The organism is Paractinoplanes brasiliensis, assembly GCF_004362215.1.
GTDB lineage: Bacteria > Actinomycetota > Actinomycetes > Mycobacteriales > Micromonosporaceae > Actinoplanes > Actinoplanes brasiliensis.
This window is the reverse complement of the sequence record NZ_SNWR01000002.1, coordinates 2,341,891-2,358,344: the sequence shown is the minus strand read 5'-3', so window position 1 is coordinate 2,358,344 and position 16,454 is coordinate 2,341,891. Positions and strand designations below refer to the sequence as shown.

At 72.1% G+C, this 16,454-nt stretch carries 10 protein-coding genes; all 10 read left to right on the top strand.

From position 1 onward, the window contains the following. Window positions 1-132 precede the first annotated feature (132 nt). Window positions 133-453, top strand: coding sequence for a WXG100 family type VII secretion target (locus C8E87_RS42580; protein ID WP_133878976.1), 321 nt, complete (start codon window positions 133-135; stop codon window positions 451-453). Window positions 454-485: 32 nt separating this feature from the next. Then, window positions 486-788: a WXG100 family type VII secretion target gene (locus tag C8E87_RS42575; RefSeq protein WP_133878975.1), complete on the top strand. Its 303-nt coding sequence runs from the start codon at window positions 486-488 to the stop codon at window positions 786-788. A gap of 72 nt (window positions 789-860) precedes the next feature. Continuing rightward, complete coding sequence (locus C8E87_RS42570) at window positions 861-1,649, top strand: hypothetical protein (protein ID WP_133878974.1); 789 nt, start codon at window positions 861-863, stop codon at window positions 1,647-1,649. A 72-nt stretch (window positions 1,650-1,721) separates the two neighbouring features. Then, a complete protein-coding gene (locus tag C8E87_RS42565) occupies window positions 1,722-5,717 on the top strand; it encodes a WXG100 family type VII secretion target (RefSeq protein ID WP_133878973.1) in 3,996 nt (1,331 codons plus the stop codon). Next, on the top strand, window positions 5,714-6,022 hold the full coding sequence (locus tag C8E87_RS42560; RefSeq protein WP_133878972.1) for a hypothetical protein: 309 nt from the start codon (window positions 5,714-5,716) through the stop codon (window positions 6,020-6,022). The genes C8E87_RS42565 and C8E87_RS42560 overlap by 4 nt, the downstream gene beginning before the upstream one ends. Continuing rightward, window positions 6,019-9,963 (top strand): type VII secretion protein EccCa, encoded by a 3,945-nt coding sequence (gene eccCa, locus C8E87_RS42555; RefSeq protein ID WP_133878971.1) that lies wholly within the window; start codon window positions 6,019-6,021, stop codon window positions 9,961-9,963. Before C8E87_RS42560 ends, eccCa begins: the two co-directional genes overlap by 4 nt. Before the next feature lie 19 nt (window positions 9,964-9,982). After that, entirely contained in the window at window positions 9,983-11,389 is a 1,407-nt protein-coding gene (gene eccD / locus C8E87_RS42550) for a type VII secretion integral membrane protein EccD (protein WP_133878970.1), read from the top strand. A 6-nt stretch (window positions 11,390-11,395) separates the two neighbouring features. Beyond that, complete coding sequence (eccB, locus tag C8E87_RS42545) at window positions 11,396-12,748, top strand: type VII secretion protein EccB (protein WP_133878969.1); 1,353 nt, start codon at window positions 11,396-11,398, stop codon at window positions 12,746-12,748. A 4-nt stretch (window positions 12,749-12,752) separates the two neighbouring features. Beyond that, window positions 12,753-16,295: a hypothetical protein gene (locus C8E87_RS42540; protein WP_133878968.1), complete on the top strand. Its 3,543-nt coding sequence runs from the start codon at window positions 12,753-12,755 to the stop codon at window positions 16,293-16,295. Beyond that, the gene (locus C8E87_RS46590) at window positions 16,292-16,423 is read left to right on the top strand and encodes a hypothetical protein (protein WP_275409063.1); all 132 of its coding nucleotides are present in this window, start codon (window positions 16,292-16,294) and stop codon (window positions 16,421-16,423) included. Before C8E87_RS42540 ends, C8E87_RS46590 begins: the two co-directional genes overlap by 4 nt. Window positions 16,424-16,454 lie beyond the last annotated feature (31 nt).

The window sequence follows — 16,454 nt, the reverse complement described above, 5'->3', positions numbered from 1 at the left end:
CGAGTGCACTCTTGCCCGTCTTTCGGACATACGGGGACCCGTCGTCCTTGCCGGGACCGGGGCGTATCGACGAAAACTTCTCTGCCCGCGGTGGTGGATCCCCGCCGCACCCCGACGTGAGGAGTTTCTGCCGTGACGATGCCACAAGTGCAGACGACCGAAGAGGGCATGCAGCGTGCTGCCCAGGAGTTCTCCGACAAGGCCACCGAGTTCACCAGCTCGCTGCAGGCCGTGAACAGCCAGATGGCCACGCTGCAGACGTCCTGGACCGGGCAGGCCTCGCTCGGCTTCAACCAGGCCATGGACAGCTGGGAGGGCGCCTTCCAGCGGGTCATCAACGAGCTCATCAACATGCTCGACGTGATGGGCGTGACCACCAAGGGCTACGTCCAGGCCGAGGACGACGCGTCGAACACGGCCGCCTCCTTCGGCGCCGCGCTGCCCGGCGTCTGAGGCGAATCACCCCGTACGAAGGAGGACCCCCGATGTCTAATTACACGTTCAACTTCCAGCAGGCCGACGCCGTGCTGTACGACATGAACGCGATCAACCAGCGCATCAAGTCGGCGCTGGGGCAGATGGAGTCGACGGTCGAGGCCAGCCTGGCCGAGTGGACCGGCGCGGCCCAGCAGCAGTACTACGTCTCGAAGGCGGCCTGGAACCAGTCGGCCGACCAGATGACCGTCTACCTGGACCAGGCCCGGGTCACGCTGCTGCAGATCTCCGACAACTACGGCACGACCGAGCAGCGCCACGCGCAGATCTGGAACGACGTCCGCGGCGGCTGATCACTGGCGTACGCCGGCCGCCGACGCTTCCGGCGGCCGGCCTTCCTCCACCTTCGAAGGGAGATCGGCCCGATGGGTATCGACTTCAGCTATGCCAACGCGGAGGCGGTCGACGCGGTCGGCATCCTGCCCGAGTACGACAAGGAACACGGCTTCGAGACCGGCTGGGCCCGCTCGGTCCTCGAACGGTGGCGCAAGGACTACGACCAGCGCATCGACTGGGACGACGACGAGAAGGCGCTGATCGAGTGGTACCGCGAGGACGTCATCGAGTACGACAAGTGGAAAGCGATCGTCGCCAAGCACAACGAGAAGGTCACCGACGAGGACATGGTGACTGTCGACCCGTACGACGAGAACAATCCGCCGTTCGACATGCCGGACAACACGTTCGACCATCCGGACGACACGGAGTACTCCGGCGGCAACAACCCCAACCATGAACTCGCCGTCAGCACCGAGGCGCTGCGCCACGTCGCCAACCAGATCGGCGCGATCGTCGGGCTCGACGACAACGGCACCAACCTGATCCTGCAGGCCCGCACGCAGCTCGGTCAGATCCAGATGCGGCCGGGCGGCTTCGCCAAGGCCGAGATCCTGCGGCAGAAGATCGAGGGCGTCAGCGCCAACGACGCCGGTCTGCGCGGCGACGCCATGGGCCTGCTGCTCGCGTCGCACGAGGCGCTGCTCGCGGTCAAGGAGGGACTCCTCAAGATCGCCGACAGCTACGACAACGCCGAGGACTTCAACAAGATGACCACCAAGCAGCTCACCGACAACATGGGCAACGCCTGGGGCAAGATCGACGGCCTTGCCGACTACGGGCAGGGCAGCGGCACCACCACCGGCGGCAATCAGTAGCGGCCTCCTCTTTCGGCGCGGCCCACCCGGCGCCGTCTTGAGCAACTCCAGCGCGGTCACGAGAGCGGAAACATGGCAGACGACAAGTGGCAGAACTCGGCCGAGAAAGACGCGACCTTCCGTCCTCAGACCGTCGACACCAGCAACCTTCTCGACTACGAGGCGTGGGCCGAGGAGGAGCGCGGCTGGCGTAAATTGCTGGCCTCGGTGAACGGCGGCGCCGCGCTGGCCACCGAGGAGGGCCAGGCCGCGGCGGCCGAGCTGGTCAGCGCGCAGTCCGTCATGGACGCGGCGGTGGCTTTCCAGCGCACGCAGGAGACCCTGACCTATCTCGAGGACTTCGTGCGCCGCCAGTCCGACGCCATCGCCGGGCCGGACCGCGCCTGGCAGGGCCCGGCCGCCGACGCCTTCCTGGCCAAGATGCAGCACTTCGCGGACTGGCTCGGCAACCAGTCCGAGCGCATCGCGGGCGCGGCCGGCACCAACAACATCAACTCGATCCCGAACCAGCTCTACACCAGCGCCAACTACCTGTCGTGGGCGCAGCAGGCGATGAACCACCTGGACTCGTCGTGGGCGAGCATCGCCGCGGCCAACGGCGTGGGCGACGGCAGCGGCAAGATGGTGCCGATCAGCGGCACCCAGTTCGAGAAGCCGATGGCCCGCCAGATGTCGCAGGTGGTCGGCACGGTGGCCGGGCAGTACGACTTCACCTACAGCTCGGTGGTTCCGCCGAACGGCACCGGCACACCCGACCTGACCACGCCCAACCTGACGACGCCGAACTTCACCACCCCGACGTTCACGACGCCCGCCTTCACGACCCCGCCGAACATCTCGATCCCGAACATCAGCACGCCCAACATCTCGACGCCGAACATCAGCACGCCGAACCTGTCGACCCCGAACATCAGCACGCCGAACTTCTCGTCGCCGAACCTGGGCGGCGGCCCGAACATCTCGACACCGTCGGTGAACCCGCCGAACGTGTCCACGCCGAACTTCAACCCCACCGGGGCCAACTTCACCCCGCCCGGTCTGAACGGACCGACACCCGGTTTGTCCCTGCCGGGTGGGGGTTTGCCCGGTGGTGGGCTGCCCGGTCTTGAGGGTCCCGGCGCGAACGGCCCCGGATTCAACAGCCCCGGCGCGAACGGCCCTGGTGGGGGCGGCGCTTTCGTTCCGCCCGTGGTGCCCAACGCCCCCGGCGCCGGCGGTTTCAACGGTGGCAACAACGGTGTCAAGACGCCGGAGGTCAGCACTCCGGCGGGCGGCGGTGCGGTGAAGCCCCCGACGGTGCCCGGCCCGCCGAAGGCCGGCGGTTTCGGCAACGGCGTCGAGGTGCCCGGCCTCAACACGCCCGGCATGCCGATCGGCGGCGGCCCCGGCGCGGGCAACGGCGCCGGCGGGGTCAACCCGCCCGGCATCCCCGACGCCCCCGACTCGAACGGCCTCCTCGAAGGCGATCAGGACGACTGGAAGGGCGGGGCCCCGGTGGTGGGCTCCCCGAACGCCCCCGGCGGCATCGGCGCCGGCGGCGCGGGCCTGGGCGGCGGGATGCCGATGATGCCGGGCATGCCCGGTGGTGGCGGTGGTCTGGGTTCGGGTGGTGGTGGTGTTCCCGAGGCTCCGGACGCGGGTGGCCTGGTGACCGGCGACGTGGACGACTGGAAGTCGTCGCTGCCCGGGGTGGGCGCTCCGGAAGCGCCGTCGGGCACGCTGCCGGGCGGCGCGGGTCTCGGTGGTGGGATGCCGATGATGCCGGGCATGCCCGGTGGTGGCGGTGGTCTGGGTTCGGGTGGTGGTGGTGTTCCCGAGGCTCCGGACGCGGGTGGCCTGGTCACCGGCGACGCGGACGATTGGCAGTCCTCGGTGCCCTCAGTGGGCGGGCCCGAAGCGCCGTCGGGCATGCTGCCGGGCGGCGCGGGTCTCGGTGGCGGGATGCCGATGATGCCGGGCATGCCCGGCGGTGGTGGCCTCGGTGGCGGCCCCGGCTCGGGCCTGCCCGAGGCGCCCGACGCGAAGGGCCTGGTCACCGGCGACGCCGACGACTGGACCGCGCCCGGGGCCGGTGTGGACGGACCGGAGGCCCCGGGCGGCGCGGCGGCGGGCGGTTTCGGCCTGACCGACCCGGAGACGCCGGGTGTTCAGCTTCCAGGGGGAACCGGGCCGGGCGTGGGCCTGCCCGGCCCGGGGATGCCGATGCCCGGCATGCCCGGCACGGGCGGCGGCCCGGCAGGCGGCGGCCCTGGTGCTGGTCTGCCGGAGGTGCCGGATGCCAAGGGCCTGGTCACTGGCGACACTGGCGACTGGGACTCACCGGGCGCGGGCGTGGACGGCCCGGCAGCCCCCGGAGGCGTTGCAGCCGGCGGCGTGGGCTTGACCGGCCCAGAACTGCCAAGCGGCCCGGAGTCCCCCTCGGACGAAACCGCCTCGGGAGAAGTCGTTCCCGGAGCGGCCGCGCCAGGCGCCGGAACCCCGATGCCGGGCATGCCCGGCCCAGGCGGCGGCCCCAATGCTCCGGGAGGCGGCCTGCCCGACGCCCCCGACGCGCAGGGCCTGGTCACTGGTGACGCCGGCACGTGGACACCGTCCACAGGCGGTGTGGATCTGCCCCATGCCCCGTCCGGCACCGAATCCGGCGGTGACGGCCTGGTGGTACCGAACGTCGACATCCCGCCCCCGGCCGCTCCGGAGTGGTCCGGTGAGACGAACCTCGGCGTGACGGATGGCCCGTCGGTGGAGGCGGGCAGCCCCGGCGCCGTGGCTCCGGAGTTGCCGAATGGTCCGTCGGTGGAGGCGAGCGGTCCCGGTCCAGTGATCCCGGAATGGACCGACCCGACAGACCTCGGGGTGACAGACGGCCTGTCGGCGGACGTGGTCGACGAGCCGGAACTTCCGGATGTCCAGACTTCCGCTGCGGACACCGTCGTGCCGCCGGCCGCAGGCGCCGTGCCGATGATGCCCGGCGTGCCCGGTCCGCCCGGCAGCACCGCAGGCCCGGGCGACACGAGCACACCCGACCGCTCCGAGGCGTCCAGCCTGGCCGACGCGGACTCCACAGACTGGAACCCGGCCGGCCCGGCGGGGGAGACGCCGTCAGCCGTCCACGGAGCACCCACCGGCGGGGGCGTTCTCGACAGCCTGCAGTCCGTCTCGGACGGGCCGGACCCCGTCGAGTCCGAGCGGCCGGTGCCCGCTCCGCCGCCCCCGACGCAGAACATCTTCGCGCCGTGGGCTGCCGAAACCGTCGCCCCAGCCGCAGACCCCATCACACCGGATATTTCGGACTCTCCGGTTATGGGGGAGCCGGAGCTGCCTACCACCGAAGCGCCTGCGGGCTCAACCGATCCGACCGCACCCGTGGCGGACCCGGTGGATCCGCCGATCCCGCCGGAATCCCCGGCCACCCAGCCCGAACACACCACGGACTCACCCGGAACCACGCCGGACTCACCCGGAACCACGCCGGACGCAGCGGTGACGACGCCTGAGACGGCTGTGACGACGCCTGAGACGGCTGTGACGACGCCTGAGACGGCCGTGACGAGGCCAGGAACCGTGCCAGACATCGCCGGCATCGCGGCCGACAGAGCCGGGACCGTGCCCGATATGGCGGGCACCGCGCCCGAAACGACCGGTGCCGCACCCGGGACGGCCGAGGCCGCCACGGTGGCCTCGGCCGCGGCCGCAGGGGTGGCCACGGCGGCCGCGGTTGCGCAGAGCGCCGGGAACGGGCCGGCGGCCCCGCCACCAGCCACCGCCGCGCAGAATGCTCCGCCCGCCCCCGGACGTGAGCCCGGCGTGGCGGCCGTGACCAGCGATCAGCGGAGCGGCGGCATGCTCGGCGGCCCCGTCAAGGCCGGCGAGGACGACCGCGAGGAGATGCCCCGTCCCGAGTCGGCGGAGCTGCTCAGTGAGGACGACCGCGCCTGGGACGCCGGCGGCCCGCCGCAGGAGGCGGACGACGAGTACGTGCCGGTGGTGCGGCCGGACGAGGAGGACGACGACATGTCCGGTTGGGACGACGCGGACGCCGCCTGGCTCACCGCGGCGGGTGACCGATGACCGGCCGGGCGGTGTGGCGGCGTACGACCGGGCCTGTCACCGGCGACGGCGAGGGCGAGGTCGTCCTGCGGTGCGGTGGCCGCGAGATGTCGGTCGAGGAGCGCTACGAGCTGATGCGGGAGCGCCGCCTGGCCCGTAAGCGGGAGCAGGAGAAGCCGGAGGACAAGAAACCCGAGCCGGACGACGAGGAGGACGAGCTGAAGGCGGCCGAGCGATTCCGTAACGACCGGTACGCGGTGAAGCTGCTCAAGCAGGACGACGACGCCTGGGGTGGCAGTTCCGGTGACACGGGGGTTCTCGGATGAGCACCGTCACCGTCAAGCGGCCGCCGCGCGCCGCCGGGCCGGAGGCGCCCGAGGGACGCATCGAACTGCAGGAGCCGCCGCTGATGGCGGAGGAGGCCCCGCTCGACTTCCGCTCGTTCGCGATGATCGTGCCGATGGGCCTGGGCATGGGCGCCATGATGGCCATGTTCGGGCTCTACAGCCGGGCCCCGATCATGTACGTCATGGGTGGCGCGATGGCCGCCGGCATGCTGCTCATGGGTGTCATGCAGATCGGCCGCGCCGCCAGCGACCGTAAGCGCAAGATGCGTGGGGAACGGCGCGACTTCCTGCGCTACATCGCCCAGCTGCGCAAGCAGGCCCGCGCCGCGGCCGATCAGCAGCGCCGGCATGTGCTGTGGAACAACCCGCAGCCGAGCTGGCTGTGGTCGCTGGCCATGAGCAGCCGGCTGTGGGAGCGACGGCCCAGCCACGACGACTTCGGCCGGGTCCGCATCGGCCTGGGCCGGCAGAACGCCATGCTCACGTTCAGCCCGCCGTCGACCAAGCCCATCGAGGACCTGGAGCCGCTGGCCTCGATCTCGTTGCGGCGCTTCTCCGAGGCGTACCGCACGGTCAACGGCATCCCGATCTCGGTGGGGCTGCGCAGCTTCACCAGCATCGAGTTCGAGGGCCCGATCGACCCGGCCATCGACCTGGCCCGCGCGATGGTGGCGCAGCTGGTCACCTTCCACGCGCCGGACGAGCTCCGGGTGGTCGTGCTCGCCGAGGAGGTGCACAGCGGCCCGTGGGAGTGGGTGAAGTGGCTGCCGCACAACGCGCACCCGACCGCCTTCGACGCGGCCGGGCCGGTGCGGTTGTTCGCGGGCGCCCACGACGACCTGATGGAGCTGCTCGGCCCCGAGATCAACGACCGCGGCGACCACGACCGTACGGCCCGGCCCTCGGCCACCGAGCCGCTGCTGGTGATCGTGGCGCACCTGGCCGAGCTGCCCGACAGTTCCCGGCTGCTGGGCGCCGGCGTACGGAATGTGGTGTTGCTCGACCTCACCGGTGACATGCCGGGCGGCCCGAAGGTGCTGCGCCTGACGGTGGACGGCGACGAGGTGCGCTTCCCGGCCGGGGACACCACGGGCACTGCCGCCCGGGACGCGCTCGGCCCGGCTCAGTGTGACGCGCTGGCCCGGATCATCGCCCCGAAGCGGACGAGCGGCACCCTCGACGTGGTCGACGAGCCGATGGAGTCCAGTTTCGAGCTGACCGCGCTGCTCGGCATCCGCGACGCGCACACCTTCGACGTGCCCGCGCTGTGGCGCACCCGCCAGCCGCAACGCAACCGGCTGCAGGTGCCGATCGGCGTGACCGAGGACGGCGAGGTGATCGAGCTCGACCTGAAGGAATCGGCGCAGGGCGGCATGGGCCCGCACGGGCTGCTGATCGGGGCCACGGGTTCCGGCAAATCAGAGCTTCTCCGTACGCTGGTGTGCGCGCTCGCCGCCACGCACAGCTCGGAGATCCTGAACCTGGTGCTGGTCGACTTCAAGGGCGGCGCCACGTTCATGGGCATGGACAAGCTGCCGCACACCTCGGCCGTCATCACGAACCTCGCCGACGAGCTGCCGCTGGTCGACCGCATGCAGGACGCGCTGCAGGGCGAGATGACCCGCCGCCAGGAGGTGCTGCGGGCCAGCGGGTACGCGTCGCTGTTCGACTACGAGAAGGCGCGCGCGGCCGGGGCGCACCTGGTCCCGTTCCCGGTGCTGCTGATCATCGTGGACGAGTTCAGCGAGCTGCTGTCGAGCAAGGCCGAGTTCATGGACCTGTTCGTCTCGATCGGCCGGCTGGGCCGCAGCCTCGGCGTGCACCTGCTGCTGGCGTCGCAGCGCCTCGACGAGGGCCGGATCAACCGGGTCGAGGGGCACCTGTCCTACCGGATCGCCCTGCGCACCTTCTCGTCGATGGAGTCGCGGTCGGTGATCGGCGTCGGCAAGGCGTACGAGCTGCCGCCCGAGCCCGGCAACGGCTACCTCAAGCTGGACACGACCAACCTGGTGCGGTTCAAGTCCGCGTACGTGTCGGGGCCGTACTCGGGCGCAGGCCCGGCCGGCGAGCGCCGCGACGACGACGAGCAGTCCGAGCTGGACGTCGTGCCGTTCACGACGCGTCAGGTCGACGTGCGCCGCGACCCGGGCCGCCACAAGCCCGCCGCCGAGCCCGTGCCCGTCGCCGACGAGACCGGTCCGAGCCTGGCCGACGTGCTGCTCGACCGGCTGGCCGCCTCGGGTCCGCCGGCCCGGCAGGTGTGGCTGCCGCCCCTGTCGTCTGCCCCGAGCCTCGATTCGCTGCTGCCCAGCGTGGTTCCGGATCCCGTACGGGGTATGACCGTCGAGGATCCCGACGCCCGTGGCCGCCTGCGCGTGCCGGTCGGGATCGTCGACCGCCCCCAGGAGCAGCTGCGTGAGCTGCTGATGGCCGATCTGGGCAGCGCCGACGGGCACGTCGGGATCGCCGGCGCCCCGCAGAGCGGCAAGTCCACCCTCCTGCGTACGTTGATCCTGGGCCTGGCCTTCGCCAACACGCCGCAGGAGGTGCAGTTCTACGGGCTGGACTTCGGCGGCGGCGGCCTGTCCTCGATCGCCGGGCTGCCGCACATCGGCTCGATCGCCACCCGCATGGAACGCGACCGGGTGGTCCGCACGATCCAGGAGATCGGGCAGGTCATGGAGCGGCGGGAGGCCGAGTTCGCGGCGCGCGGGCTCGACTCGATGCAGGCGTACCTGGCCGCCCGGCGCCGCGGCGAGATCGACGACCCGTTCGGGCACGTGTTCCTGGTGATCGACGGCTTCTACACGATGAAGCAGGACTTCGCCGAGCTCGACACCCGCTTCCAGGAGCTGGTGTCGCGCGGCCTGTCGTTCGGCATCCACGTGATCATCACCGCCACCCGCTGGTCGGAGATGCGCACCTGGCTGCGCGACCTGATCGGCACCAAGCTGGAGCTGCGGCTGGGCGACGCGATGGAGTCGGAGGTGGGCTCGCGCAAGGCGGCCACCGTGCCCAACCAGCCCGGCCGTGGCCTCACCGCCGACGGGCTGCACTTCCTGGGCGCGTTGCCCCGCATGGACGGCAGCTCCGAGGTGGGCGATCTGGCCGAGGCGACCAAGGCGGTCACCGAGGAGATCAGCACCTTCTGGCCCGGCGAGCCGGCTCCCGGCGTACGGCTGCTCCCGACCCGGCTGCCGGTCGAGCAACTGCCCGATCCCGAGCCCGAGTTCCGGGTTGCCCTGGGCCTCGACGAGCAGCGCCTGGCCCCGGTCCGGCACGATTTCATGGCCACGCCGCACCTGCTGGTCTTCGGTGACAACGAGACCGGCAAGTCGAACCTGCTGCGGCTGGTGCTGCGCGCGATCCAGCAGCGGTACACCCCCGAGCAGGCCAAGGTGGTGCTGGGCGACTCGCGGCGCGACCTCGACACCGCGCTGCCGGCCGAATACCAGGTCGGGTTCGGCTTCACCGGCGACAAGCTGTACGAGCTGGCCGGTCAGGCCTCGGTGTCGATGAACCGGCGTGTGCCCGGACCCGAGATCTCGTCGGAACGGATGCGCCGCCGTGACTGGTGGGAGGGTCCGGAGCTGTTCGTCGTGGTCGACGACTACGACCTGATGACCAAGGGCAGTGGCGCCGGCTCGGCCCTGGAACCGCTGCTGCCGCTGCTCGCGCAGGGGCTCACCATCGGCCTGCACGTGATCGTCGCGCGCAGCACCTCGGGCGCGATGCGGGCCATGATGGACCCGGTCATCCGCCGCATGTGGGAGCTGGGCACCCCGGCCGCGCTGCTGTCGTACCCCAAGGAGGAGGGCAAGTTCCTGGGTGAGGCGCCGCCGCGCCGGCTGCCCCCGGGACGCGCCCAGCTGGTGACGCGCCGAGGCGTGTCGCTGATGCAGACCGGCATCGTGGCATGAGAAGAAGAGGACACCGCGGATGACCACCGCCATGGACCGGCAGCTGTGCCGGATCACCGTCATCGGGCCGGACCGCCGGGTCGACCTGGCCGTGCCGTCGGCCACCCCGGTCGCGGGGCTGCTGCCGGTGCTGCTGCAGCACACCTCGTCGGGCCGCCGCCTCGAGAGCGACGAGCCCGAGGGCGCCTGGGTGCTGCAACGCCTGGGCCAGACCCCGTTCGAACTGACCGGCACCCCCGAGAGCCTGGACTGGCTCGAGGGGGAGGAGCTCTACCTGCGGCGGGCCGAGGATCCCCTGCCCGAGCTCGACTTCGACGACGTCGCCGAGGGCATCGCGACCACGGTGAACCGCCGCTCGGACCGCTGGCAGCCGGAGTACCGGCGGGTGCTGTTCCTGGTGCTGTCGGTGGTGGCCATGGGCGTGCTCGCCGCCGTGCTCACCGACCGGGGGCCGGTGCTTCCGCAGGTGATCGCGGCGGGGGTGCTGGCCGCGGCGTTCCTCACGGCCGCCCTGGTGTATGCCCGCAAGGTCGCCGACGGCGCGTTCGCGCTGCTGTTCGGGCTGGGCGCGGCGGCCATGGCGGCCCTGTCGGCGTCCAGCGCGGTCGACGGCGACCCGGCCGGGATCGCGCTGACCGGACCGGCGATGCTGGCCGCCGCCACCGCCGTGACCGGGGTCGCCGTCGTGCTGCTGATCGCCCAGCGCACCGTCACCCCGTACCTGCCGTTCGCGCCGATGCTGGTGGCCGCGGTCACCGGCGCCGTGGTGGCCGGGGTCCTGCTGATGCAGCGAGGCTCCGGTATGACCGCGCAGCGCACCTCCGCCATCGCGGTGGCGGTCGTGCTCGCCGTGATCGTCGTGTCGCCGCGCGCCGCGGTGAAGTTCGCCCGCCTGCGCGGCCCGCAGCTGCCCAAGACCGGCTCCGACATGGCGTACGACGTCGAACCGGCCGACTCCGAGGTGGTTCGCCGGCGCACCGACGACGCCGACACGTACCTCACGGTGGCGATGGTCACCGCGGCGTTCGTGCTGCCGGTGCTGTTCCACTACGCGATCCGCTCACCCGGCTGGGCCGGCTGGACCTTCGTGCTGGTGGTCTCGGGTGCAATCCTGTTGCGCGCACGTACCTTCCTGGGTCTGTGGCAGCGGCTGGCGCTGACCGCCGCCGGTACCGTCGGCCTCCTCATGGTGATCATGCGACTGTCCTCGATGCTGTCCGGCGGCTGGCGCTGGGTGCTGCTGTCGGGGCTGCTCGCGGTGGTGGTCCCGCTGGTGCTGGCGGCGATGCGCCCCTGGCCGCGGCGCATGCTGCCGTTCTGGGAGTACGCCGCGACGTTCCTCGACGTGGCCACCGGTGTCGCCGTGCTGCCGATCCTGGCGCAGATCCTGGGCCTGTACGCGTGGGCCCGCGGGCTGTTCGGGTAGGCAGCCGTGCAGACCCAGCGCGACCACGTCCACGCCCACACCTTCATGATGGGCCGGCTCAGCTCCGCCCTGGTCGAGGGCGACCCCACCGGCGCCGAGATCCCGGGACGCCGCGCCCAGACCGGCCTGCTCGTCGGCCTGATCCTGCTGCTCCTGCTCGTCGGTGGGTTCGCCGTGTACGGCTGGATCGTGCCCGGCGGCAGCAAGGCGTACCGGCAGGCCGGGGCGATCCTCGTCGAGAAGGAGACCGGCAACCGCTACGTCTACCTCGACGGCGCGCTGCACCAGACCCCCGACCTGACCTCGGCCATGCTCATCCAGGGCGCCGCCGGCAAGGTCAAGCTGATCTCCCGGAACTCCATCAAGGACGTGCCCCGCGGCATCCCGCTCGGGGTGGCCGGGGCGCCGCAGCAGATGCCCGCGGCCGACGCGCTGGCCAAAGGTCCCTGGCTGGCCTGCCTGCCCGGCTCGGTCGTGCCCGGCAAACGGGTGAGCGGTCTGGGCGTCAACCTGGAGCCGCAAACCCCGGCCACCCCGCTCGCCGAGGGCGCCTTCCTGGTCGTACGGGATCCCGGCGGTGTCGCCTACCTGCTGGCGAACTATCTCAAGTACCGCATCGACGACGACGCCGTGCTCGTCGCGCTCGGCGCCGCCGCCATCAACCCGCCGACCGCCCCGGCCATATGGCTCGGCTGGCTCGGCGACGGCCCGGCGCTCGCCCCGGCGACGATCCCCGGCGCGGGCTCGGCGGGCCCACGGGTCGGCGGGCGCCCGTACGCGGTGGGAACGCTTTTCCGCCAGGGCGCCGACCAGCATTTCGTGCTCCGCCGCGACGGCCTGGCCCCGATGAGCCGCACCGAATTCCTCATCGCCGACGCCAAAACCCCCGGCCCGCCGGTCACCTTGGACCCGGCCGACGTGGTCGGCGCTCGCCGCTCGGCCGACCGCACCCTGCTGAACCGCCTGCCCGACCTCGCCTCGCTGCGCCTCGCCGACCCGAGCGGCCAAGCCGTCTGCATGCAGCAGCGGCCCATCAGCCCCGAGACGATCAGCAGCATCGTGGTGCTCACGCCGGCCTGGGCCGCCGGTGTCTGGTCCGACGGCCGCACCACCGTGCTGGCCGAACCGGGCAGCGGCATGGCCGTGCTGCCGGTCCCGCTGGAGTCCCGGGTGACCGCCAAGAAGATCACCTTTATCTCCGACGAGGGCGTCACCTACCGGCTGGCCGACCAGACCACGGTCGCCTCGCTCAAGCTGGCGGGCGCCACCCCCGTCCCGTTCCCCAAGGAACTGCTCGCGACCCTGCCGCAGGGTCCCGTGCTGAGCCGTGCAGCCGTCACCAGCCTGGCGAGAGGGTAGAAACGTGGTGTCCATCCGCAGCCTGCTGCGCGGTGACCGGGACAACCCGGGTCACGGCGTCGTCCAGCACACCGTCGGCAACGCGCTCGTCCTGCACGCCGACGAGGCGATCAGCGCCGAAGCCCAGTCGCTGGCCCTGACCGTGGTCGAGGACACCGAGAACGACGTGGTGGTGCTCGACCTCGGCGAGGGCCTGCCGATCACCTCGTGGGAGTCGATGGCCGGGGTGCTGCCCCGGCGCCGGCGCGGCATCCGCCTGATGGCCTGCGGGGAGCAGCGCAACGCGGCCGCGATGGCCGGGCAGTGGTTCGCCGAACGCCTCGGCCGCACCGTCATCGCCCCCGACGGCAACCTGATCCGCGGCGCCGCGGGCGGGCTGTTCGTCCACTCCGGGCCCGGCAGCGGCTGGGTGCGGTTCCGCCCCGGCAAGCCGCCCGCGTGGCACGCCAAGCGCTACCCGACCCCGCTGTGGGACCAGGCCGTGACCGAACGGCGGGCCTCCAGCTCGACCGGCGAGATCGAGCCCCTGCCCGGCGGCGTGTGGATCCACGACGTACGGGAACCGGAAGTTGTCGCCGGGCACCGCGAGCGCCTGGTCGCCGACGTGCCGTGCCAGCCCGAAGTGATGACCGTGCTGCTCGGCTGCCCCGGGACCCCCGCGCTCTCCCTCGACGACGTGGTCCGCTTCTGGCGCGACCTCGACGAGGACAGCCGTGGGCGTGCCCGCTTCGTGCAGTACGGCGACATCCGCCTGCCCGAGGGGGAGGCGTTCGGGCAGGCGCTGGCCGACCTGCTGGCCACGCCGGTGATCTGCTACACCGGGGTGCCGATCGGTTCCCCGGGCAAGTTCGAGATCCGCACCGTACGGGAGGACGGGGTGCTCGGCTGGCCGCCGTTCGCGCTGGAACTCAGCTACCAGCCGCGAGCGCACCCCAACTCGAAGGGCCGCCGCCCGGTGATCCTGAACCACCGCGGGCCGCTGCAATGGGTCGAGCAGGTGGAGAACCGGATCTACTGGTACGCGCCCGACGCCGTCATCGAGGTCGTGCAGGCGGGACTGTGGGTGCGCCCGGCAGAGGAGCCGGCCAACGCCGAACGGGTCCGCGCCACCCGCCTCGACCCCGAGGGCAGCACCCTGATCTTCGACGACTCGGTCGCCGAACGCAGCGGCCGCATGCGGGAGCTGGCCGAGGATCTGGCCGCCCGCGTCGACCCGGCGCTGGGTGAGGAGAGCGCGTTGTTCCCGGCCTCGGTGCTGGTGCCCGGCCAGAAGCCGGCGGGGCGGGCCGACGCTGTGCTGTCGGCTTCCCTGCCGGTCGCTTCCGAGCCGGGTGTTTCTCGATCGGTCGCCTCCGAAGCGGGTGTTTCTCGGTCGGTCGCCTCCGAGCCGGGTGTCTCTCCGTCGAGCGCCTACGAGTCGAGCGTCTCCGTGCCGTGGGTCTACGAGTCGACCGTCTCCGAGCCGGGCGCCTCCGAGTCGACGGTCTCCGAGCGGGGCGCCTACGAGCGGGGCGCCTACGAGTCGACGGTGTCCGGGCCGCTCGCGTCCGATCGAGTAGCCGCTGTGGAGGCGCTGGCCGTCCCACCCGCACTGCCAACGGCTACTGAGGTGCCCGCACTGCCAACGGCCACTGAAGTGCCCGCACTGCCGGTCGGCGTCCCCGTCACCCCGGTGGCCCCGGTGGACCTCACGCCGCCCGTCCCCGCCGCACCACCCGCATCCCCCGTGTCCACAGCCGGCGTGTCGCTCACATCGGGTGTGTCGTCCCCAGCCGGCGTGTCGCTCACATCGGGTGTGTCGTCCACAGCGCGTGTGTCGTCCGGGCCCGGTGTGTCCTCCACAGCGCGTGTGTCCTCCGAGCCGGGTGTGTCGTCTGCCTCGGGCGTGTCATCCACAGGGAGCGTGTCGGCCGTGCCTGGCATGTCTTCCCCAACCGGCGTGTCTATTACGCCGGGTGTGTCGTCCCTAGCGAGTGTGTCCTCCGAGCACGGTGTGTCGTCCACAGGGGGTGCGTCGGCCGCGTCGGGTGTTGCGTTCACAGAGGGCGTGTCGTCCGAGCCGGGTGTGTCGTCCACAGGGGGTGCGTCGGCCGCGTCGGGTGTTGCGTTCACAGAGGGCGTGTCGTCCGAGCCGGGTGTGTCGTCCACAGGGGGTGCGTCGGCCGCGTCGGGTGTTGCGTCCACAGAGAGTGTGTCGCCCGAGCTTGGTGTGTCGTCCACAGCGGGTGTGTCTTCGGAGCCGGGCGTGTCGTCTGGGCCGGCGATGCCGCCTCCAACTGTTGCGCCGCCTCCGCCTGTTGCACCTGCTGCGGTGGCGCCCGCCGAGTCGATCGCCATCACGATTCCCGAGCCGGTCATTCCGACGATCGAGGCGCCGCCGGTGCCTGCCCCGTCCGCCGGCACTGGCCGGTCCGCGGTGGTCGCAGGACGGTCCGCGGCGGCTGCGGGCGGCTCTGCGGGCGCGGCTCCGGGCGGGACTGCGGGCGGGACTTCGGGCGGGTCTGCGGGCGTGGCTCCGGGCGGGTCACCTGGCGCGGCTGCGGGCGGGTCTGCGAGCGTGGCTCCGGGCGCGGCTGCGGGCGGGTCACCGGGCGTGGCTGCGGGCGGGTCTGCGAGCGGGGCTTCGGGCGCGGCTCCGAGCGGGACTGCGGGTGGGAAATCAGGAGCCACGGCACGGACCTCGGCCACTGCTGATGAGCCGGTGGCCGCTGCGGAGCAGGTGCGGCGTCAACCCGTGCCGGCTGCTTCGGCGTCGGCCATTCTGCCCAAGCGCCGCCCGCTCGATGAGGAACGGGCCTGGCTGCGCCGCACGTTGAGCCGGGAGTTCGACACCATGGCCAGCTCGGTCTCGCGCATCATGTCCGAGCACCCCGGACTGCAGGGCTCCGGCTCGGCCAGCGCCGACGACATCCTGGCCGACTCGGTCGCCGTGCGGCTCTACCTGTCGCGCAGGGGTGCCGGCATCGACGCGGGACTGCGTTCCGGGGAGGCCGGGCCGCACGTCCCGCTGGCCCGCTGCGCGGTGGCCGGCCTGTCGCGGCTGCCTTCGTTCCGGGGCACGACCGTCTATCGCGCCACGCCCGCCCGGGGCGAGTGGGAACGCTACCGGGAACGCAAACTGGTCACCGACTGGTCGTTCGTCAACACGTTGACCGGCCCGTGCGACAGCCAGGAGGGCGACACCGACGTGCTGGTCTGGTCGATGACCGCCCGCCGCACGGCTCTGCTCGAACCGGAGGGTGACGAGCGAGTCGAGGACCGTGTCCTGTTCCTGCCCGGCACCCACTTCAAGGTGCTCGAGCTGCGTGAACCGTCCGCCGACGGGCGCGGGGCGGTGCTGATGCGCGAGATCGGCGCCAACGAGATCGACGAGGACGGCCGGGTCGACCCCGAGCGGGTTTCGCTGGACGAACTGGCCGTCACTTCGCTGCACCGCAGCATCGAGCGCTGGGCCACGGCGGAACCCAAGCGCCGGGTCGGATCGGCCGCCGGTGAGCGCTTCGGGCTGCTGCCCGGACTGACGCGGGCAGGGGGGATCGGGTCGTGACCCGGTGTTCGGTGGTGGGCGGCAGGGATGTGGGCGCGACGCGGGTGGCGGTGAGCGGCGTGGCCGGGAACCTGGTGGCCGGTGCCGGAAGTCCGGGCGCGGCCTGGGTGGAGGTGGGCGCGGCGTGACCGAGAACCGGGTGTTCGGTGGCAGGAATCC

What these genes read in the sequence shown, in the direction of transcription:
- C8E87_RS42565 (WP_133878973.1), top strand. Translation starts at nt 1,722, where the DNA reads ATGGCAGACGACAAGTGGCAGAACTCGGCCGAGAAAGACGCGACCTTC.
- C8E87_RS42560 (WP_133878972.1), top strand. Translation starts at nt 5,714, where the DNA reads ATGACCGGCCGGGCGGTGTGGCGGCGTACGACCGGGCCTGTCACCGGC.
- C8E87_RS42570 (WP_133878974.1), top strand. Translation starts at nt 861, where the DNA reads ATGGGTATCGACTTCAGCTATGCCAACGCGGAGGCGGTCGACGCGGTC.
- eccD (WP_133878970.1), top strand. Translation starts at nt 9,983, where the DNA reads ATGACCACCGCCATGGACCGGCAGCTGTGCCGGATCACCGTCATCGGG.
- C8E87_RS42575 (WP_133878975.1), top strand. Translation starts at nt 486, where the DNA reads ATGTCTAATTACACGTTCAACTTCCAGCAGGCCGACGCCGTGCTGTAC.
- eccCa (WP_133878971.1), top strand. Translation starts at nt 6,019, where the DNA reads ATGAGCACCGTCACCGTCAAGCGGCCGCCGCGCGCCGCCGGGCCGGAG.